This is a genomic window from Pedobacter sp. MC2016-24 (assembly GCF_015223055.1).
In the GTDB taxonomy this organism is placed as follows: Bacteria; Bacteroidota; Bacteroidia; order Sphingobacteriales; family Sphingobacteriaceae; genus Pedobacter.
In genome coordinates, this window is the sequence record NZ_JADFBX010000004.1 from 41,250 (window position 1) to 62,571 (window position 21,322).

At 39.6% G+C, this 21,322-nt stretch carries 14 protein-coding genes; 4 read left to right on the forward strand and 10 right to left on the reverse strand.

Annotation, left to right across the window (positions count from 1 at the left end):
• Positions 1-19: 19 nt before the first annotated feature.
• Entirely contained in the window at positions 20-1,243 is a 1,224-nt protein-coding gene (locus IM797_RS11010; RefSeq protein WP_194127184.1) for a DUF4374 domain-containing protein, read from the forward strand.
• A gap of 314 nt (positions 1,244-1,557) precedes the next feature.
• Here IM797_RS11010 and IM797_RS11015 read toward each other — a convergent pair whose 3' ends face one another.
• Positions 1,558-2,793, reverse strand: coding sequence for an IS256 family transposase (locus IM797_RS11015; protein WP_194127185.1), 1,236 nt, complete (start codon positions 2,791-2,793; stop codon positions 1,558-1,560).
• A 1,347-nt stretch (positions 2,794-4,140) separates the two neighbouring features.
• Here IM797_RS11015 and IM797_RS11020 point away from each other — a divergent pair.
• Both IM797_RS11020 and IM797_RS11025 read left to right on the forward strand, forming a co-directional pair.
• Positions 4,141-4,614 (forward strand): MauE/DoxX family redox-associated membrane protein, encoded by a 474-nt coding sequence (locus IM797_RS11020; protein ID WP_194127186.1) that lies wholly within the window; start codon positions 4,141-4,143, stop codon positions 4,612-4,614.
• A gap of 30 nt (positions 4,615-4,644) precedes the next feature.
• Positions 4,645-4,932, forward strand: coding sequence for a hypothetical protein (locus tag IM797_RS11025; protein ID WP_194127187.1), 288 nt, complete (start codon positions 4,645-4,647; stop codon positions 4,930-4,932).
• Positions 4,933-4,971: 39 nt separating this feature from the next.
• Here the strand turns inward: IM797_RS11025 and IM797_RS11030 are convergent, their stop codons facing one another.
• From IM797_RS11030 to IM797_RS11050, 5 genes are all read right to left on the reverse strand, one after another.
• Positions 4,972-6,336 carry a TlpA disulfide reductase family protein gene (locus IM797_RS11030; protein ID WP_194127188.1) on the reverse strand — a complete coding sequence of 455 codons (1,365 nt, stop codon included), beginning with the start codon at positions 6,334-6,336 and terminating at the stop codon, positions 4,972-4,974.
• The gene (locus IM797_RS11035) at positions 6,323-7,693 is read right to left on the reverse strand and encodes a RagB/SusD family nutrient uptake outer membrane protein (RefSeq protein ID WP_194127189.1); all 1,371 of its coding nucleotides are present in this window, start codon (positions 7,691-7,693) and stop codon (positions 6,323-6,325) included. Before IM797_RS11035 ends, IM797_RS11030 begins: the two co-directional genes overlap by 14 nt.
• A 10-nt stretch (positions 7,694-7,703) precedes the next feature.
• Complete coding sequence (locus IM797_RS11040; RefSeq protein ID WP_194127190.1) at positions 7,704-10,994, reverse strand: SusC/RagA family TonB-linked outer membrane protein; 3,291 nt, start codon at positions 10,992-10,994, stop codon at positions 7,704-7,706.
• Positions 10,995-11,182: 188 nt separating this feature from the next.
• Positions 11,183-12,286, reverse strand: a complete 1,104-nt coding sequence (locus IM797_RS11045) for a FecR family protein (protein ID WP_194127191.1) — start codon at positions 12,284-12,286, stop codon at positions 11,183-11,185.
• Positions 12,287-12,413: 127 nt separating this feature from the next.
• Positions 12,414-12,989 carry an RNA polymerase sigma factor gene (locus IM797_RS11050; RefSeq protein ID WP_194127192.1) on the reverse strand — a complete coding sequence of 192 codons (576 nt, stop codon included), beginning with the start codon at positions 12,987-12,989 and terminating at the stop codon, positions 12,414-12,416.
• 1,073 nt (positions 12,990-14,062) lie between these two features.
• On the opposite strand from IM797_RS11050, the gene IM797_RS11055 reads away from it, so the two are divergent.
• On the forward strand, positions 14,063-14,440 hold the full coding sequence (locus IM797_RS11055; protein ID WP_194127193.1) for a hypothetical protein: 378 nt from the start codon (positions 14,063-14,065) through the stop codon (positions 14,438-14,440).
• 54 nt (positions 14,441-14,494) lie between these two features.
• Here IM797_RS11055 and IM797_RS11060 read toward each other — a convergent pair whose 3' ends face one another.
• The 4 genes from IM797_RS11060 to IM797_RS11075 all read right to left on the reverse strand — a co-directional run bounded on the left by IM797_RS11060 (position 14,495) and on the right by IM797_RS11075 (position 20,941).
• On the reverse strand, positions 14,495-15,871 hold the full coding sequence (locus IM797_RS11060) for a RagB/SusD family nutrient uptake outer membrane protein (protein WP_194127194.1): 1,377 nt from the start codon (positions 15,869-15,871) through the stop codon (positions 14,495-14,497).
• A gap of 9 nt (positions 15,872-15,880) precedes the next feature.
• Positions 15,881-19,093 carry a SusC/RagA family TonB-linked outer membrane protein gene (locus IM797_RS11065; protein WP_194127195.1) on the reverse strand — a complete coding sequence of 1,071 codons (3,213 nt, stop codon included), beginning with the start codon at positions 19,091-19,093 and terminating at the stop codon, positions 15,881-15,883.
• A 35-nt stretch (positions 19,094-19,128) separates the two neighbouring features.
• Positions 19,129-20,523 (reverse strand): TlpA disulfide reductase family protein, encoded by a 1,395-nt coding sequence (locus IM797_RS11070; RefSeq protein WP_194127196.1) that lies wholly within the window; start codon positions 20,521-20,523, stop codon positions 19,129-19,131.
• A gap of 67 nt (positions 20,524-20,590) precedes the next feature.
• Complete coding sequence (locus IM797_RS11075; RefSeq protein WP_194127197.1) at positions 20,591-20,941, reverse strand: hypothetical protein; 351 nt, start codon at positions 20,939-20,941, stop codon at positions 20,591-20,593.
• Positions 20,942-21,322 lie beyond the last annotated feature (381 nt).

The window sequence follows — 21,322 nt, forward strand, 5'->3', positions numbered from 1 at the left end:
CAATATAATGATAACAAATATGAAATTTAACAAACAATTTTTATTGCTGCCTGCGGTCGCTATGATGCTTTTAAGTGCTTGTAGCAAAGATAAGCCAATTGATAACCCAGTTCCTAACCTGAAAGAAAAGTTCGTTATTGCCGGTACGGCAGCAACTGCTGAACAAGATAAAGCTTATTTGTTTTTGACAGATAATTTAGATGCAGGAGAGATTACGGTGAAAGGTAATGGATATGAAACATCTGGAGAGACGATGTTTACTCTTAACAATAAGGTGTTTGCTTTTAAATATAATAGAGGTGATCCTGGATTTACCGAGGTTTTTAATCTTGATGAGCAGTCGCAGTTGAAAAAGGTCAGCTCTTTCTCGGTAAAATCAGTAAACGTATTTCTACCATATAAGGATCAAAAACACTTACTTGCCTACTCAATTGGCAGAAGTCTAGCAACTCCTGGTAGTGCGTACTGGATCAACACAGAAAGCAATATCGTGGACAGGGATGCTCAGTTTGACCAAAAGATCATTTATGTAGATGGAAAACTTATTCCTAACTATTATGCCTTTGTATATTCATTTTTTGAATTTGGCGATAAACTCTATGCTGTATACCAGCCTACATATGGTGGTACAGGTGAAAAAGATAAAAATGACTATAGAGACAGGGCTTTCATTTCTGTATTTGATAAGGATATGAAATTTATTAAAACCATATCCGATACAAGGATGCCTTATATTGGTAAGTACTATAATGTTATGGGCCTGGGTCAGTCTGATAATGGTGATATCTATGCTTTTTCAACCGGAGATGTTCAAAGTACCAACAACCATTCTGCTTTTTTACGTTTAAAAAATGATGAATTTGATAAAAGTTACTATTGGGATGTAGAGGCGATAGCTGGGAAGAAAATACATGCAGGTAAGCACCTGGGTAATAATAAGTTTATCCTCTCGATGGTGGACAGGGATGAAACCAAAGCAGGATCAGAAGGAGTAAAACTTGCTTTCGTGGATGTAGCTCAAAAACAATTTACTTGGGTAACTGGTATCGATGCTAAAATACCGGCAGATTTTTATGGTTCTCCTTTATTTATAAATAATGGAAAGGCCTACCTTCCATTATCCTCAGAGCAGACATCAGTATCTTATTTGTATGTGATAGATCCTTCCACAAATACGGCTAAAAGAGGCCTCAAGTTAATTGGTATTAAGGATGTTTCTGGAATGGGGGTCTTAAAAAAATAAACATGAAAATCAATTGATGAAAAAATGATTTTGATTCTTTTTTGGAAAGATTAATTTTTAAACATCTCTAGTTAAGTATTATTATTGGCATGATCGAAGATTTCGGTCATGCCCTATTTATGGTTAACATGATTTCATGCGACTTTATCATGATACAATTAGCTGTTTTTTTGGAAATTAGTAGTGTTATAAAAATTATAAAGAGTTATAAATATAAATAGGCTAGGCAATTGTGAAAAAATAAAATATGAGTGATGAAATAAAATCTTGGGGGAGTGTAACGTGAACTGTGTCAGTTTCAAAATTAACGCCTCTCAGAATCCTCTATTCTCCTGAAGAATTCTGTCACCAAATTTAATATAAAGCTGTGAAAATGCCAGTCCCCAGTTATGGATTGGCATTGTCCATTTTTTACTGATATTTTTAATGACCAAATACATGAGTTTCATCAGCGCCTGTTCGGATGAGAAAGCCCCTTTTGTCTTGGTAATTTTGCGGATCTGGCGATGTACGCCTTCAATTGGATTGGTGGTGTAAATGACCTTTCGGATCACCTGGTCGTACTCAAAGAATGCAGAGAGGTTTACCCAGTTGTCCAGCCATGACTTACAACTCAGGGGATATTTCTTACCCCACTTCTCTTCAAACTCCAGCAGTCTTTCATATCCCTGCTGTTCGTTACTTGCCTGATAGATTGGTTTCATATCAGCCATTACGGCCTTCTTATCTTTCTCAGGGACATAGCGCATGGATGCACGGATTTGGTGAACAATGCAAAGCTGGACCCTTGTCTTGGGGAAAATCGCCTCCACCGCTTCAGGGAAACCTTTCAATCCATCAATGCAGGCAATCAGGATGTCTTCTACACCACGCGCTTTCAAATCGGTAAGCACTGACAGCCAGAATTTGGCGCCTTCGTTTTCGGAAGTATAAAGACCTAACACATCTTTCTTGCCCTCAATGTCCACACCCAGTATATTGTAGATGGCACGGGTTTCCACCGCTCCGTTTATCCGAACCTTGAAGAACATACAATCCAGGAATACAAAGGGGTAAACGGCCTCCAGCGGACGATTGCGCCATTCCTGTACTGCTGGAAGCACACTGTCAGTAATCCTTGATATCTCTGCAGCAGAGATATCCATAGCGTACATTTCCTGCACATAATCCCGCATGGCACGCGTACTCATGCCCATGGCATACATCGAGAGAATGTTCCCTTCCAGTTCCTCAGTAATGATCAGCTGACGCTTGGGGACAACCTTAGGGTCAAAGGTGCCCAGACGGTCCCGGCCGGTTTCAAGCTCAAATTCTCCCGAGCTTAAGCTCCGTACTGTCTTCTTGCTTTTGCCGTTCTTGCGGTTAGCCTGACCAGACAGTTTACTCTCGGAAATATGGTGCTCCAGCTCACCGGTCATCATAGATTCCAGAAAGTGTTTCATCATCGGGGCTAGTACTCCGTCCGTGCCAGTCATTTTCTTGCCGGCATATAAGCCAGCGATAGCTTCCTTCTTGAAGCTTTCAAAATCAAAGTCTTCTTGTGTTGCCACACTTATGTCGATAGTTTAAAGTTACACTATTGACACAGTTTGTGAAACACCCTCAATCTTGGATAATTGTGTTTGGTCTAAATGCTTTGATTATTATCTCCTGACCATTCCCAGTTTTATTATTCAACAAAGTGAGCGTTTTTATTCAATTTAATAACCTGGATTTATCTCTCCAATTAAAAATCTCTGTGAAATATTGCTTTGTTTTGTAAAATATGGATTGAGTTTTCGTAATGCATTGTGCATTCACTATAATAATTCCTATAAAGATCGTAATCAGGATATGACTGACCGCCTCTGATTTTATAGCCAGTGTATGCTAATTTACCCAGAAGTACCTTAAGCTTCTTGACCATCTCAATGGCTTTTAGAATTTCGTCCCGGAGATTAGATGGTGTTTTCTCATTAATACATTCGCCTTCATTTCTGATGCTCCATCTTGCCAGGTTGATAAGGTAACCTAAAAAATCACGTTCTTGTTCCAAGCAAATGGCATGGTAAAAATATCATGTTTAAACTGTTCCATATCTAAGGTTTTCAAAAATAAAAAATGTCTACATCGGTTGGAGGTGGCTATTCCTATGTTTAAAAAGCAGAGGCAAGCCGAAATGCCCTAATCAGAGTTATATTAGCGAAACGATATATAGAGCAAATTTATATAATAGACTGATTAAGGTAAATGGATATTGCAGAAAAATGTTATAGAAATTGATGGGTTTCAAAAAACTGTATAAATAGTTTAACTTTTAACTATCTACCTAGTACATGGCTAGATAACAAGAATTTGATTTTTCATTAGTTTTTATTTTTTTTATAGGTATTTGGTGGGCTTCTCGCAGCTTGGAAAGCTTCAAAAAATAAGCTATGCCTTGATTATATGCTCAGGGCTTCAACAGTAGCGTTAGTTCTTGGTCAGAAGATTTATGAATACCCCTGTTCTGTATTTTCCCTATAGCTAAATTTACAGAATGATTGCCCGTTGTTAGTGAATTTTCAGATAAAATACTGGTTGATTAGCATTTTATTAGCTTGAAATTATTCTAAGTATTAATTTAATTGGTGTGTTTTCTGCGCTAAACAACTAATAGGTTTATTTGGGTTAGACCGTTTACAACCTTTTTGAGGTTTGTAATTTGAAATGATTGTTCAATATGTGGAGTGCCTGAATTCTGAATGTGGTGATGTCTCATTAAATGTTGTGGCCTGTAAGTGGTTTGGTATGCAGGGAATAATGGATGAACTGAATTCGAAATATAACAATACCGAAAATTTCTGAGATTAATATTTCTGTGAGGAATATTTTGGTTTTTTTTAAATGGAGATTTGAGTCAATCAATCATCCCAGACATGAAAACCAAAGGCCGACTTAATGAATTTATCACTTTTATCCCGGCGGTATTGCTGCTGATGTTATGGGGGTATGCTGCGGTTTCTAAAATTGCCGAATATAATAAGTTCGTTTTGCAAATGCAGCTTGCACCTGTTCCATTAATGAAGCTAGCAGGTCCTGTACTTGGATGGCTCGTTCCGGCGGTTGAGTTATTGCTTGTTTTGCTTTTATTGAAGGATAAGTTCAGAATCGTAGGACTTTGGTCTTCTTTCTTTTTGTTGCTCGTTTTTGAGATTTACATTACTGTGATGCTGTCATCTGGATTACATTTACCATGCACATGCGGTGGGCTGATCTCGAAATTACAGTGGAAAGAGCATCTCATTTTCAATGCTATCTTCATGCTGGTCGCCTTATTTCCCATGGCTTACACTTGGATCAATCATAAATTTTTTTCATCTCGATATTCACCGCGGAGTATATATAAATAACCATTTTTTTAATCCTTAATCTTTAACAACATGAAAACAAATTTTAAAACAGGAATTCTGGCATTAGCCTTAATGGCCAGTGTTACAGGAGTGTTTGCTTCTGATATTGCAAATGCATTTAGTGGCGGAAAATTTGCCGCTTACAACTGGCAAAGAGTAGATGAGACAACTCAACTACCTACAGGACCAATTGTACCAGGAGATGAGTCTAACCCTTTTCCTGAAGCTTGTAATGGCGATAAAGATCCAATCTGTGCCCAGGGTATACCTCAATCTAATCCAGGTGGAGGCCCAACCTTGTTTTATCACTACAATTAATTAAAAAATAGCATCGGCGGGAAAATATCCCGCCGATGCTTATTGCTTATTTTTGAGGTCATAAAGGACCAATATTTGGTACGGCCTAATTAAATTGGTAAATTGGTAGCCATATTTGTTCAACTGACTATAAATTGCCTGAAGCGGTATTCCTTTTTCATAGTCTGCTTTAGAAAAGATAAGTGCCAGATCAAAGCGAACATCATCAGCCGGACTTAGCTCGATTACAAAAGGATCAGGCAAAGGTTTTGCGCCATAGACGCTGAAAATCCAATTGGTGACATCTTTAATTTTTGAATTCTGGATTTCAAGTTTGTTCCCTGGAGCCCACTTGATCGACGGGATTTCATTTGTCTCAACGCTTAATTTTAAAGGCGCACCAACAGTTTTAGTGACTACATTACAGGGTATGTTTCGGGACTCGATCTTAGCAGAAACTCCAAAATAGCGCTCAAGGTCGCTGAACAGGTAAGATCTGAATACCGTATCAGCGACGCGATTTGGTAAAGTAAGCGCATAACAAAAGGTGTTTTCCTGTTTCCAGGCATCGAGGTCTTGATATTTGGAGCCTTCTGGAAATTGTTTCAAATCTTGGCTGGGGTAGAAGAGCCTTAAAGAATCTTTGGTATGTACCTCTATCAGATTTTTTCTCCAGACAAGGGATGGTGATTGGTTATACAGTGAGTAAGCTGCATGGAAGAGGCTGGTGATTGAGGCATTCCACTGGAAAAAACGGTTGTAGGCTAATCCTTCTGCAGCGCCGCCAAGTACCCCACCGTTACCCACCGGGATGTGGGGGGTAATGATGGAACGATAAGAAAAGCTGGTGTCGGCAAGATGGAATTCCTTTGTGGCATCAAAGTTCAGGATTTCTTTCTTGACCTTAAATTTTGAAGTCAGTTCTGTATTGAAATTCAAGATGTTTTGTGCTGTGATTTCATCACTGGAGGTAATTGCTTTGATGATCCCGTTTTTGTCGATCCATATGTTGTGAGGTATTGTGCGCTTGGGAAATAAGTTATTGAGCACTGTATCTGCCAAGACAATGCTGAGCTGACTGGTAAAACCCGAAGGATGTTTTCTGATGAATTTTTGAACAGTCTTTTCTGATTCCCTGGTCACTAGGAGTACTTCAAATTTATCGGGGTGTTTTTGTTTTAAGGAATCGAGCAAACGCATTTCTTTAATGCAGGGTGCACACCAGGTTGCCCAAAAGTTGATGATCAGGAGGCGGTTTTTGGAGAGGTCCTTAAAGCTTACATCGGCGCGATTGAGCAGTCCTTTGATTTGCAGGTTGGGAATGGTATCGTTGATTTGGAGTGTTTTGGTTCCTTGCGCTTTCACAGTATGGGCGATTAGCAAAAAATATAAAGAGAATATCAGCTTAATTTTAATAGTCTTCATTTTGTTTCAAATTTGAATTGTAAGCGATTTCACTGTTTGGGATGGGTAAGACTTTTGCGCTTGTCTTCCAGGTGGTTTTAAGCGGTTCCATAACCGCATCCAATTGCCCGGTACGCTTGAGGTCGAAGAAACGGTGTCCCCATTCTCCAAAGAACTCAATGCGCCTTTCTTTGGTAATTGCATCCAGACATTCCTGTTCCGAAAGGGTATTACTCAGGGGAAGTAATCCTCCCCTCATCCGGATGATATTGAGGTCTGCTATTGCAGCTGGTACATCTTTCAGTTGTGCAAAAGCTTCAGCCCGGATCAGCAATTGCTCACTAAGTCTTAAGGCCATCACATATTCGGCTTTTGTGGTATTTGCTGTGCGGTTTTTGTATTTGGAAGGGTAACTATAAGGTGTGGTTATGCCGCCAACTGTTACGTTGTTGCTTGTAATCCATTTGGATTTCCTGCTATCCGTATTTTCAAATGATGCGGCAAGTGCAGTTGAAATGGTGTAGGTAGGCTGAACTGTTGCTGATACCGGGATGAATTGGGTGGCATCGCTTACAAATCCATTGACAGCCCAAAACTGTAAAATGGTTTCTTTGCTATTGGCTAGAAATACATCTTCAGGTTTTGGAAGGGGCGTGTACTGATTTGAATTGATTATTTCTGACGCTTTCGCAACAGCTTGCGTCCATTTGCGCTCAAATAGGAAAGCTCTGGCCAGTAAGGCATCAGCGGCTTGTTTGTTTGCGCGGACTTTCCCGGTACCAGCGTATTGATTTTTTAGAATTGCCGATGCATCCAGCAAATCCTTTTCAATCTGTTCATACACCTGGCTTTCAGGAACCTGTGCTGCTCTGGCATTGCCATTTACCTCGGTTGTCAAAATCAAGGGCACATGTTCATATAGGTTAACAAGATAAAAGTTTGCGTATGCCCTAAGGAATTTAGCCTCTGCAATCAACTTTTCCTTAACTGGGATTTTTACCCCTGTGGAATGTTCCAGTCCTTCCATCAGTGAGTTGCATTGATAAATTACCAAATATAACCCGTTCCATAAGCTGGAATTTGTACTGTTTCCGGAACCTAATTGGCTTTTGTTAAATTCAACAATAGGACCGGTTGAAGCTGTATAATTGTATTCATCTGCGTAAATGTTGAGGTTTTTATGAATCCCTCCGTATACGGTGGTACCCATGGTAAAATAGGCACCAAGTAGTGCAGAAGTGGCCAGTGTGCTGTCTCTAAATACATCAGTATTTTCGATTTGATTTTTGGACTGGGGAATTTCGACCAATTTGTTGCAGGACATCCATGCAAAACAGCAGCCAAAAAACACAATCAGTTTATTTGAATAGAATTTCATTTTTTGATAGTTATAAGGTGAATTGAAGGCCAAAAACAAATGTTTTTAACGGCGGGAAGTTTCTGGAAGAATTGGCAAAAAAGCCACCCGACTCCGGATCAAAAAGTGGGGTGTTCTTTTTCCATAGCGTATACAGATTTTGGCCCTGGGCATAGATCTTCAAGTGATCGAACTTTAGCTTTTTCAACAGCTTAGCATCAACAGCGTAGGTCAGTGATACATTTTTTAACCGGAGATAGGATGTGTTGAACAGGTTGAGGGAAGACTGCAGGTAATAGAAGTCGTAGCTTGTTGTAGCCTTAGGTATAGTGGATTGCGGGTTTTCGGCTGACCACCTGTTTTTAACCAGCTCAAAATTGTTTGCAGCAAATGCCCCTGGATTGTTGTTGATGGATCCGAAGCTCTGCTGTTTGACAAACTGGGCAAACACATTTAGTTCAAAGTTTTTAAAGTTAAAGGTGTTGTTGTACCCGCCATAACAATCCGGGCTAGTTTTTCCAAGTGTAAAATTGTAATAAGGTGTGGCAGAATAGGTACCGTTTTCACCGGCATATTGTGGCTTACCTGTATTTGGATCCATGCCGACAAAGCTGTATCCGGCAATCCGGCTAATATCATGACCCAGTTCATAGCTGGTTGCATAGCTTGAGTTTTCAAAGTTTTGAAAGGATTTTAGCGTGTTTTTAGGGATGGTCAAATTGAACATCGTAGACCAGCTGAATGCCTTTTGATCAATGATCCTTGCGTTGATGCTGAATTCCCATCCTTTATTGATCAGTACAGCTGGCAGATTGGCCTGGTAGGAGGCAAAGCCAGTGATCTGAGGGATGCTGTATAAGACGAGTTGATCTTTACTCTGGTTGCGGTAATAATCAACCGAGATAGAAATTCTATCCTTTAAAAATCCAAGGTCCATAGCCAGATCCAGTTTGCGCGTGGTTTCCCAGTGGAAATCGGCATTGCTGATCCGGTTTGGCCGGATGGTTACCATATCCTGGTAAATGTTGGTACCGGGACTGCTATAGGTGGAAAGGTACTGGTAGTCGCCAATCTGATCATTTCCTGTGGTGCCATAGCTCGCCCGAAACTTTCCAAGATTAAGAAATGGGACTTTATCTTTTATAAATGAAAGGTTGCTAAATATCCAGGTGGCCCCAATGGATCCAAAATTACCAAAACGGTTACCCGTGCCAAAGCGCGAAGATCCGTCTCTTCTGATGGTGGCATTGATGACATAGCTATCCTTCAGATTGTAGGTGATCCTGCCGAATACTGAAGCGTATTTGTATTCGGAAAAATTGCTGGTTCGGCTGTCTATGGTACCGGCAGAACTTAGATCTTCCATCACGTCTTCCAGTTTAAAATTACTGGCCTGGATGTATTTACTTTCAGCTTTTCGGTTTTGAAAAGTAGCCCCGGCAAGAAATGTGAGCGCGGAGTTTTTGAATTTCATGCTGTAATCCAATTGCGGTTCAATGAGGAATGAACGTGATCCATTGTCGCCAAACTGGGAATAGTTAACCGTGCCGGGAGTGAGTGAACTGGTAGGAAAAATGAGGGTTTGCTGATACCTGGTTTTGGTATATCCTGCATTTAATTTAATGTTGAGGCTGGAGACTAAATTGTAACCTACATTTAAATTGGTAATGAGATTATCAGTGCCGGTTTTACTTCTGGCATTTGCGTCTGCTACCGGATTTGCCCCCGAGTACCAATTTAACGATCCGTCTTCAAGATATAAGGGGTAGTTGGGTGCAAAACCGAAGCTGCCCAGGCTTTTGAACAAGTTGGAGAGGTCATTGTTGGCCTGTGTGAGCTGGCTGATCAGGGAAATGTTTAGTTTGTTGTTCTCGGAATGGTGCTGTAGGTGGGAAGTTAGTCCACCACGCTGAAAGTCATTTTGGCCGGGAAGCACGGTAGTTTCCTGACGATAATTCCCGCTTATGGAGAAGGTAGTGTTTGCCTGTCCTCCTGATAGTTTAACCTGTGCATCTGTTGAATGCGCTGTACCACCGAATAAATAATCTACCCAGTCGGTACTTTGGCTTTGGTTCCAAACGGTGAGATCCGGCGCGTAATTTGCGGAACTGGGGTTCGCAGAAGGTGTTTTTCCATCATTGCTAAATGCCTCTTTTCTTAAGGAAAGGTAATCGTCCAAATTTAAAAGCTGCGGCCTTTGTACCAGCGTACTGAAACCCTGTTGAATATTTGCATCCAATTTTGTAGCCCCTGTTTTAGAACGCTTTGTGGTGATGAGTACTACACCATTTGTGCCCCGGCTGCCATAAATTGAGGTGGCATCTGCGTCTTTAAGCACGGTTATACTTTCGATATCGGCGGGGTTAATGTTGTTTAGCGGGCTAATTGAACCTGCTATGTTATTTACAGCCAATGATCCTTTTGCAGGAGCACTTCCGTCGTATGGCATTCCGTCTATGATGTACAAGGGATCTGTACCGGCTAAGATTGAACCTTTTCCCCTGATTTGGACGCTGATGTTTCCGCCAGGCAAACCGTTAGTGGTTTGTACGAATACGCCAGGCATCCTGCCGGACAATGCGGATAGTACATTTGTTATTGGTTGCTGTTCGATTTGTTTAGCCGAAATCGATGACATACTTCCAGTATTCAGCTTTCGGGTAGTTTGTCCGTAACCGATAATTTGAATTTCATCCAATTTACCATCATTAATTTTTAAAGTTAATGTACCTAAGTTGGCTTTAGCATCAATTTCCCTGGTTTGGTAGCCGATATAGCTGATCATTAAAACAGCTTGCTCATCCACATTTTGCAAATAAAATGCTCCCTCATCATTTGTTTTTATTGATCTTGATGATCCTTTGATCATCACGGTTGCTCCAGTCAATGGATTCCCCTTTTCATCAACGATTTGACCTTTGATATCAATAACTTGAAATCGGGCTGCTAAATTTTCAAAGAAAGACTTTTCTTTTTCCTTGATTACAACGGTTTTGTTAGATATGGTGTAGGTTAACGGTTGTTCTTTAAATATCAAAGTCAATGCATCAGAAAGTTCAATTTGGTTAACCTCAATACTTACTGGCCGGGATTGTTTAAGGAGCTCGCCGGTAATGATGAAATTATAGCCGCTTTGCTTCCTGATTTCTTTTAAAACGGAGTTTAACGGCTCTTTTTTCTGGGACAATGAGATTTTCTGGGCAAAGCCCGAGGCACTCACCTGCATGATTGTGGCTATTAAAATGACGATGACTAAGCGCATAATGAACAATATTTTTTGGTATAGCCCAGCAGGTATACCGTCTTTGTTGGTATAAATCATATATTTGATTGGGTTTGGTTATGCAGCAGCCTTTCGATTCGACCCCTTGGGCAACTGCGGTTTAATTGATAATTTTATGATTATTGAATGCCTGACCCCATATATCAGGTTCCGATGTTAATCGGGATCTGATATTATTAGTAAGTATTAACTGTGTTTTTGCCAGATATACATTCTTAAAATAGTATTTATTTAAGCACTGTAATCCTCCTTCCTTCAATTTTAAAATGAACACTGCCGGTTGATTCCAGAACGTTAAGCACTTTCGATACCTGGTCAAACCTTGATACACTTCCTATAAAGGTGTTATTAGGGATTCCATTGGTATACACGATTTCAACGTTATACCAGCGCGCTACTTTTCGTAATACGCTTTCCAATGGCTCGTTATCGAAAATAAAGAGACCGTTTTTCCATGCAATTGCTTCTTCTGTATCAACATCCCGAATACTGATGCCTTTGGCTGTTGCGATGGATTGCTGGTTTGGTTTTAATAATTGTGTTTTACCATTTGAGGTTACTTTTACTGATCCTTCAACAAGGGTGGTCTTTATATGGGTTTCATCCGCATAACTGCTCACATTAAAATGAGTACCAAGCACCTCTATCTGCTGATCTGCACTCTTTACAATAAATGGATGTTGCTTATCTTTTGCAACCTGGAAGTACCCTTCGCCGGTAAGCTCAACTGTTCTTGTCACTAATCCTGAAAATGTGGATGGAAATTTAAGGGTGCTGGCGGCGTTTAGCGCTACGGTTGTGCCATCTGGCAATTCCACATTATACTGTCCTCCCCGGGGGGTGGTTATGGTAGAGATTGGATTTGCTTTGATGTTCAGGTTTTGAATTGCGGTACCATCATCATAGGTCAATTGAGACCCCTTGATTACAATGCCGGATTTGGTGTCATTTAAGTTGATCGTTTTGCCGTTTGCTAGAGTTAGGACAGCTTTATTGCTGCCGGGGGCAACATCGTTGGCGTAGGTTGGGGTATTGGTATTCACCGGCTTTACTGTATCGTTGTTTTTAAAGAAGTAAAGACCAAGTATAATTAATGCTATTGCAGCGGCTATTGAACTGGCCCATTTAAATGCAATTGTTTTTGTACTTGTTGGTTTTGGAAGCCTATTGTAGATCTTTGTTTGCTGTTCGATAAAATCAACAGTTCCTGGTTTATCTTCCCTGTTCTTTACTTCATTGTTGTACCAGCTTTCAAAAATTATTTTTTCTTGATGGCTGCAGGTTCCATTAAGATATTTTTCCAGCAGCTGCTTTGCTCTTTGTGATTCCATATTCAAAACATAATTATGCTTTATATAGGTATGACGAACAGCTACCCATGCTTGTGCTGTATGCAGGGCAATAAAAAAAACAGAAACTAATTAACTGTCTGTATATCAGTTTAAAAAAAAACAGTTGTTAAGGAAAGATGTTCACCAAAATGATGATGGAGGCGCCAAATTTTACGCGTAATATTTTTAAGGCCTTGCTGATTCTTTTCTTTACAGAGTCGTCACTGATATTCATCTCTGTGGCAATTTCTTTGTAGGAAAGGTTTGTTTTTCGGCTCAGCTGGAATGTTTCGCGTATATTTTGGGGTAATTTTGAAATTTCCTGATCAATTAACGCAGCAAACTCATTATACCTGACTTGATCATCAGTAACATACTGCCCATGGTCGATAAAACTATCCAGGGAGGCAAGGTAATTTTTAGCTAGGCGCCCACGATTGATCATATCTATAGTTTTGTTTCTCACTGTGGTATATAAATAGGAACTCAAAGTCGTAGTTATCTGGATGTCCGCAGATTTTTTCCAGATCTGTGTAAATATTTCCTGTACAACATCAGCAGCCTCATCTTCATCATGTAACATTCTTCTGGCATGCCTGAAAAGAATCGCCCAGTACCGATTGTAAATTTCTGTAAATGCAGCATGGTCTTTGGCCTTTAAAAGTACCATCAATTCCTGGTCAGAAGATTTATGAATATTCATGTTCTATATTATCCATGTAGCTAAATTTACCGAACAATTGCCCAATGTTAGTAAATTTTCAGATAAAACACTTGTTTGTTAGCATTTTGTTAGCAATGAGATTAGGTTTAAGTGATGATATGATTGGTCTGTTTTCTTCGCTAAAAGCCTAATCGGTCTATTTGGGGTAGCTGTTTACAATCTTTTTTGAGCCTTAGAAGTTTGACTGATTTGTCAATATGATTGGTGCCTGAATTTTAATATAATGCTGTCTTCATTAAATGTTGTAGTATGAAAGAGCTTTGGAATGCAGGGAATAAGGAATTAACTGAATTTTAAACATAACGATACCAAAAATTTTTGAGATTAATATTTCCATAAGGAATTTTTTCAATTTTTTTTCGGTTGAAATTTGAGTGTATCAAATATCCCCTTTAAGATCAGGATTGATTATAAGAGCTCATTCATAATTGTTTAGGTTTAATATGCAGCTGGTTTAATAGACCAGCTGTTTTTTCTCACTTGTGTAGGAGTGGAAGCCTTAACCTTAAGGGAGAGATTTTGATGATTGATCTGGACATGAGTTACGATGTACCAAAAGCAATCGGGCGGTGAATGTATGGTGGGTAAAACCTCAAAGTGCACATAGTGAAGGGGGGGCAAGGATGTATTGTCGGAGTTAAAGAACAATGAAAATAAAATGTAAAGATGATGAAAACGTTGGATACAGTAAAGATAATGGACATTCCATGGACTTTAATTCCTTTGTCAATGCTTGCTGCGATAGCGATACTGAACATTGGTTTTATTAGGAGTTACATGGATGTAGAGGTAGATTGTATTACCATATATGTACTTCCATTTTTTATGTCCGCTTACGCCCGTAAGAGAGTCTTTAATAGGGTTATTCATAATCGCAAAGATGCTACATTCCCGATCAACCCGGATAGTAAGGAATCGCTATCCGGGAAATGAATTTCAAAGTAACGGGATGCAAAGAAATTCAGCGAGGTCTGCTAAAAGACAAACTCTAACTACATTATATAAATTTAAAGTTTTTCTTTCTTTTTGCTATTATAAAAGAAAGTAAGATCATGGCAATAAGCATGGTTAAAAATTATAAAGCATGGCTGGGAGCCTTAGCCTTATTTCTAATGGTTGGTATAGCAACCATTACTTTTGGTTTTAAAAGTGATGTTAAAGCTAACAAGGATGCTGCTGTTTCAAAAAGAACTGTGGAATGGTATTCTATAACCCAAATTGTTGCAGGTCCAAATTGGTCGGCAAGCAATCTTAAAATAAGTACAGGGGTAACCGGGGAGCCTACTGGTGATGAATGTAATATAGACAATGAAGGGAATCCATGTTCCGCCAGGTTTAATAACACAAGTGGAAGTACTTTGCCCTTAAATACGCCACTTAGTTCATTACCTCCGGGCGTAAGTTTCCAGATTTATGCTAATCAACCCTAGTTAAATCATAACATGAAAATAGCGGGTATCTGATAAGGGTGCCCGCTATTTTATTTATCGGGGGTTTTGTAAATAACCTCCAAGGTCAATTGATTTATCAGGAATAGGCCAGACATATCGGATGTCATTAGGTGGCAATGTAAAAATCTCACCATTTAAATTCCTGGTCAGGGTCTTAGCTGAATGAGCATCCTTGTTCAGCCTTCTTAAATCCTCCCAGCGAGTCCCCCTTAACAGCAGCTCTCTTCGTCTTTCCAATAAGATGATATCAACAAGCACCTCAGCTGATACCTGCTGCAAACTGGAGAAACTGTTACTGTCATATCTGGTTACCAGCAATTGATTGAGTCTTTCCAAAGCTACTGATATGTCTCCCAATCGCGCGTTACATTCGGCACTGATCAACAACATTTCATCCACGGCCAATCCGGTAAATAAAGTTGCTGCTCCTGTATAGGACCCTTTAAAAAGTGTTCTTCCATTTGTTCCTGGCCTGAAATAGGCCTTTGACCGAAGGTCATTTCTTTGATACAAGTTCAATACCTCCTCTGCTATATTAATTCTGGTTGTCGTAACCATAGAGATATTCGCCATATATGAGAGAAAAATGACTTCAGGATTGTTGGTGCCTAGCGTGGGAAAAGTATAAGAAGCATTCAGGTTTAGACCATTCAGGTCATTAAGTTCATTTCTGATTTTCAGGCATTTTTCTGCATTTATTCTGGCATTTTTATAATCCCTCATCAAAAGATATATCCTTGCTAGTAGCGCAAAAGCTGCGGGTTTGGTGGGACGGTAAACGTTTATGCCTTTTTCTGGAAGGAGATCTGCAGCGAGATTAAGGTCACTAATGATTTGAGCGTACACCTTTTCATTTGTCCCCCGCGAAATCTTTAGGGTTACGTCCGGCTCCAGTCTCAATGGTATTCCCAAATCAGTTGCAGCGCTTGACTGTTCAAATGGCGCACTGAAAAGTTGTGCCAGTTGATAAAAATTATAGGCTCTGAAAAAATGAGCCCCTCCCTTAACATTATTCCAATCCAACTGATTGGAAGGTTTCGGCTGTATCTTTTCTATTCCAGCACAGGCTGTATTGGCAAATAGAATACGTCTGTAGGCCTTATTCCAATCGTTCACATCTATGCCTTCATATACATTTTTTGCCCAGATATAGCCATTCTTTTCAAATGGTCTGTTAGGAATATCACGCCAGGATTCATAAGAAAGGCCGATCTCGTCTCCACCAATCACACCCAATTCATGGCCCGAACTTGTGTTCATGGTTACGGTTGCATCATCCAGTAATGCCTGCAAATCGGCTATACTAGTCGGCACGACCAATGCTTTGTCGCGCTTTTCCTCCAGAAACTCTTTTCCACATCCTGTAAACAGCACAGAAAGGATCATTAATATTTTTATATAATTTTTCATTTTCTTGATTTAAAATTCAGCATTCAGTCCGATTGAAAAAGATTTGGGATTAGGATAAGAAGAGTTTATATAATCTGGATCAATTCCTTGTTTATTAGCACGCCATAAAATTCCCGGATTCTGTAGATACATATACAACCGCAGGCTGGTCAATCCTGTGCCTCGGATTGCCTGTCCATTAATCCTGTAACTTAGGTTGACATCCTGAATCCTAATGTAGTCGCCCTTTGTAATCAGAGCTGTAGAGGAATTGTATATCTGTGCCTGATAAGAATCAAAAGTATCAGATCTAGCGGGCACATTTGTCTTCAATTCGTCTCCTGGTTGTGTCCATCGCTGGAAATAATCTACATGATATCCTGATGGCCCGACGTATTCTGCTCCTGGCACCATTGAACTTCTCCTGAAAGTGTAACCAGCCTTCCATATCAGGTTGGCACTCAACTGAAAATTCTTATAACTGAATGTGTTCCTCAATGAACCGAAGTACGGTGGAATGGTTACTCCAGCATCGATCAAATCTCCAAATGATCTACTCAAATAATAGCTTTCGTATTCCCTTCCGAGGTTATTTTCATAATTTACCCTTACCTGCCCTGTGCTGGGATCAAGCCCATTCCAGGGTAGGGCATAGATCACATCCAGAGATTTGCCGACCATGACTGGTGGGATATCCAGGTATGGAGTAATGGAAGAAGGAATGGCAGTACTGAAATGGGTTACTTCGTTTTTATTATAACTAAACAAAAAGGTTGTTTCCCACTTCAATGCATTGTTAAGGTTATAACTGGTTAATGCCAAATCGAAACCCTTAGTTTTAAGATTTGCATAGTTGATTTTATTTTCCAGTGTAGGAAGGGCTGCATCAAAAATCCCGGTTGTAGGATCCATGAAATCAATCCCTATCAGGTCGCTCGCATTTTTGATGTAATATTCCATGCTCCCTTTGAGCCTTTGGTTCAATAACGCGAAATCCATTCCCAGATTTGTTGTCTTTACTGTTTCCCATCTCAAGTTAGGATTACCAGCACCGATCAGAGAAGCAGCAGGTAAACCTGTTCGTAAATCGGGGATATAAGACGCCACCGGAAAGGCACTTACATTTGGATTGACATTACCACTGCTACCATAAGTCGCACGCAGTCTTAAATAAGGTATTGCAGATAAGCTATAAAATTTTTCTTTACTCAATTCCCAGCTCACGCCTGCTGACCATAGTGGTACACCTTTCTGGTTTGAATTTACGCCAAACAGATTTGAGCCGTCCCAACGGATGCTTCCTGATAAAATGTACCGATCCATGAATATATCGGATGCATTTACAAAATAGGATAGATATCTATCTGTTGTCAATCTGTGAGATGCAGGAGGTGCCGGAATCTGGAGTGCTCCTTCGGGCCTGGCCGGATAATATTTACTATAGTCCAGCATATTATTAGCGGTCAATACATCACTGTTATAGTCATAAAGACGGAATCCAGGCAGTGATTCTGCAACTAGTTGCCTGACTTCTGCGCCTGCTAGTGCAGTAAGGGAATGACTGGATCTGATCCGTGTCGTATAGTTCAGTTGTACCCTGCCTGAATGGCTATCGGTCACTTGCTGGTTGCCTTCTAAAATTCCACCAGTAGGGATAACTCGCGTACCATCTGACTGGGTAAATCTATTAACCAGGTTTCTTACATAATAGCTATCTGGGTTATAATAGTTTCTACCCTTATTGCTATCACCTGTATATTGATAGGTAGCGTTAATATTGAACTCATTAAGAATATTATATTTCAAACCACCAATCAACCGGATCTGGGAGCTCAACCGGGTGTTGTCTGCTAGGTTAACTTCGTCAAGAGGTTTGAATGTCCAGTCCAGCAACTCTCTGGTTGGGGTAGCCTGCTGATAGCTGAAGCGGTATTCCTTTGGGATAGCTAGTGCATTTCCCTGTTCATCTGCCAGTTGCAAGTAAGGTGAAACACTGAGCGTTCCTGCCGAAAGGTTATTAAAAGAAAGGCCATTGTTTTTTATTTTTTGCATGGTATACCAGATGCCTGCTGTAATTTCCAATTGTTCAATGGGTTTGAAGGTGTTTTGAAGGTTTAGGTTCAGTCTGCTGCCTGTATTTCCAATGACATCAGATCGGTTTTGGTCATAGTCACTTGAAAAATAATACCGGTGTACATTTCCACCTCCGCTTATATTTATTGCGTATTGCTGGTTCAAGCTACGCTGATACAGGGATTTTAAGGCCTCAGCTCGGGTATCGGTTGTTTCCATTATGGCTTGCTGTCTGTTAAATTCTTCTGCAGAAATTGTCTCTTGTTTCTTGCTAATCAGGAGTTCGACATATGGAGGAATCAGAATGGCTGGATTTTCCGAGTAAGTACCACCCCTGTTATACAATTCCTTTTCTATTTCCATTACAGCACTGGAGGGCAGGTATTTTCTATCATAAAACAAGTCTGGTTTATTACCTATATTCAAACTGGTATTGAAAGATATTCGTGTCTTTTGATTATAACGCCCGGTTTTGGTGGTAATCACGATCACCCCGTTTCCAGCCCTGGCACCCCAGATGGATGCAGCAGCTGCATCTTTCAATATGGTGATACTTTCCACATCGTTAGGGTTAATGGTCGTAATGTCATTCTCATACGGAAAATTGTCTACTACAATCAGGGGTGATTTATTGGATTCAATAGTCGAAAGCCCACGTATCTCGATCTTTGGCCTGGTATTAGGTGAATTGGCCGACAAGTGTCTCCTGTCAAAATTAAGACCTCCGGCTACTCCTTCGAGCCTGTCCAGAATATTTGTGCTTACATTTCTATTGATTTGGTTATTGTCTAGGTGTGTGAAAGAACCGGTGGCTCGTTCTGGTGAAACCTTATAATATCCTGTATTTATTTCTACGGCTTTCAGGTTTAATTCATTGCTTTCAAGAACTACGGTTAACGTTTTTTTTATCTCCTTGTTTACAGCAATCATTTTTGGAAGGTAACCTGTAAAACTCACAAGCAAGGTGTCTGTTACCGAAGTAAGGAAAATGCTAAAATTGCCATGACTATCGGTTGTGGTTTTCGTACTACTTCTTTTTAAGGTTACATTTGCTCCGGCAAGGACTTTTCCCTGTACATGGTCATATACTTTTCCTTGTATATAAACCTGTCCTTTTAGCGCGAAAATTTGCATGACCATAAAAAAAGTCAGTATATATATATTCCTCATAGTTTTAGTTTAATTGATTGATTTTTAGCGTTGTCTTAGTTCCAGGTAATTCCTGAGGGTATTTCTAAGCCTGGTTTTTTCACGATGAGTACAGGAACTTTCCTCTGTTCAATTTTTAATGCTAAGCCATATTTAGAACATTCTCTAGCTGCAATATCAGAGTGTTCGTCTATGTTTGTGGGTAAATCAAATTGTATTAAGAAATCTTCATCTATGCCAGTACTGTTCAAGATGATTGCGTCTGGATTTGCCTGCTGTAGGACCCCCAAAATTGAACGAAATCCAACTTTTCTCATTCGGTATTGTTTTTCATTTTTTTCTGCAAGCCATTTTTTACTCTTATTCTTGAGCAGTGATTTAGTTTTCTGGATAGAGTTACTCACTGACAGGATAACGAATGTTCGGTTTTTCATTCCGATTTTAGATTCCAGATTAAATTTTCTTTCGAAAAAGCCGCTAATGTCATGTTGCATAATGTTCTGTCCTTCTTTTTCACTGACGCCTGTTGTGGTGAATAGTTGATAGGAGTATAAATTTTGTTCTCTCCATTTTAATAGCTTAGCATCCAATTTTAGATTTCCTGTCATGTTCACCTTAGGTGTTTTGAGTGCGGTCTTTAGGGAGTCATCAATAAACCAAAATACTCCTGAACCTTCGTTGTTCTCTAACTCTGCGTAGATTTTGTTCTTATAAGCTTCGTATAATAAGCTCAATGCCGGAAGGTTGACGATGGATAATGATAATGTATCTCCGTTGATTTTAGATGTTAACTTAGACTTACGGGCTCCTTGAATTTGTTTGGTGATTGTTGATTGAAATAGGATATCATCCTTTGGTAAGCTCGTGCCGATTGGTTGTTCACTATCCACGACCCTATCCTGTAGATTCATAACCATTGCAGGATGCTTGTCTTGCAAAATAAGGTTTATGTTTTCTGCTGTGGCGTAAGTCCATTGTGGAATCGCGATTATTTTTCCATCTTTTATCCAGACCTGATGGGGTATTCCACTGTGTGGAAATATTTGTGAGAGCTGGGTATCAGCCACTATTGAAGTCATATTCCATTTGTACTTATTAAAAGCAGGTTTTGCTTCTATAGCTGATTGATAGGTTACAGGCAAAACAATTACCTGATTTTGATTTTGCATAGTTTGTATAACATTATCCAGCTTGTTTAGTGATTTGATGCAGGGACCGCACCACGTTGCCCAGAAGTCAAGTATAATCAGTTTGTTTCTGTAGTTCTTCAGTTGAATATTTGTAAGTGTACCTGTTTTAACATTTACGGCCTGATGGGGCGTTTGGTAAAAAGATTCAGGTAGGTTTTCACCCATTCTAATGGTCTTATTAGAAGGTTTATAAAACTGTGCCTCCGTCTTAAAAAAAAGGCAAAGCGTGGCCAGGACTATAGTTAGTATAGTTTTTTTCATATATAAATCGATTTAGTTAATTAGCAGGAATTAGGAAAGGTTCCTTATTGAGCTGTTGGTTATGATATTAATTCTTTTTTTCTTCTTTAGCTTTCAACTCCCTGTAAGCATGGTAAACTCTTTTTTGCATTTCTAATAGTGGAACTTCCATATGCTCGGCCATAACTTTCATAGAAATTCTAAGTAACCAGATAAAAACACTGGTCTGAGATGATTCGTAATTTTCAACCTCATGCCACGCCTTAATGAAAGTCCAATCCAATATTCTATTTCTAGTTTCCTCATCAGTTACTACCAAAGCAACGACACCAGACATGCTATAGACATAGTTGTCATGAAGCTTTTTTAAACTAGATAGCTCCCTGTTTTTTAGACCATGAATAGTATCATCATTTGAGCGGGAAATCTGTCCTTTCATATCTTTGTCTTTAGTAATTTTTCAGTGAAACGCTCAATTAAGCGGTTTTGGGAAGTTTATAGTAAGAAGATAGCGAGGCGACACACTTCCGCTCTCATAAAGGTGCCGCTCGCTTATCAAAGACCGCCTAGACGGGTGCTTTTATTATGTTTTTGAATAGATTTTTTTGTTGTGCGTGATGTTTAAATAAAAATGAAACAGTATGTAGCACAAACCCCCTTTGCTCATTTATGGTTGAGCGTGAGAAACTACGCGACCTTTTAATAAAGGAGGCTGTGCCCTCGATACTGTTATATGTCTTATTTTTTGTAAACATTCTGGTTTAGTATGGTTTCTCACGCCTAACCACCAGAACAATCGTTTAACAAATATAATAAATAT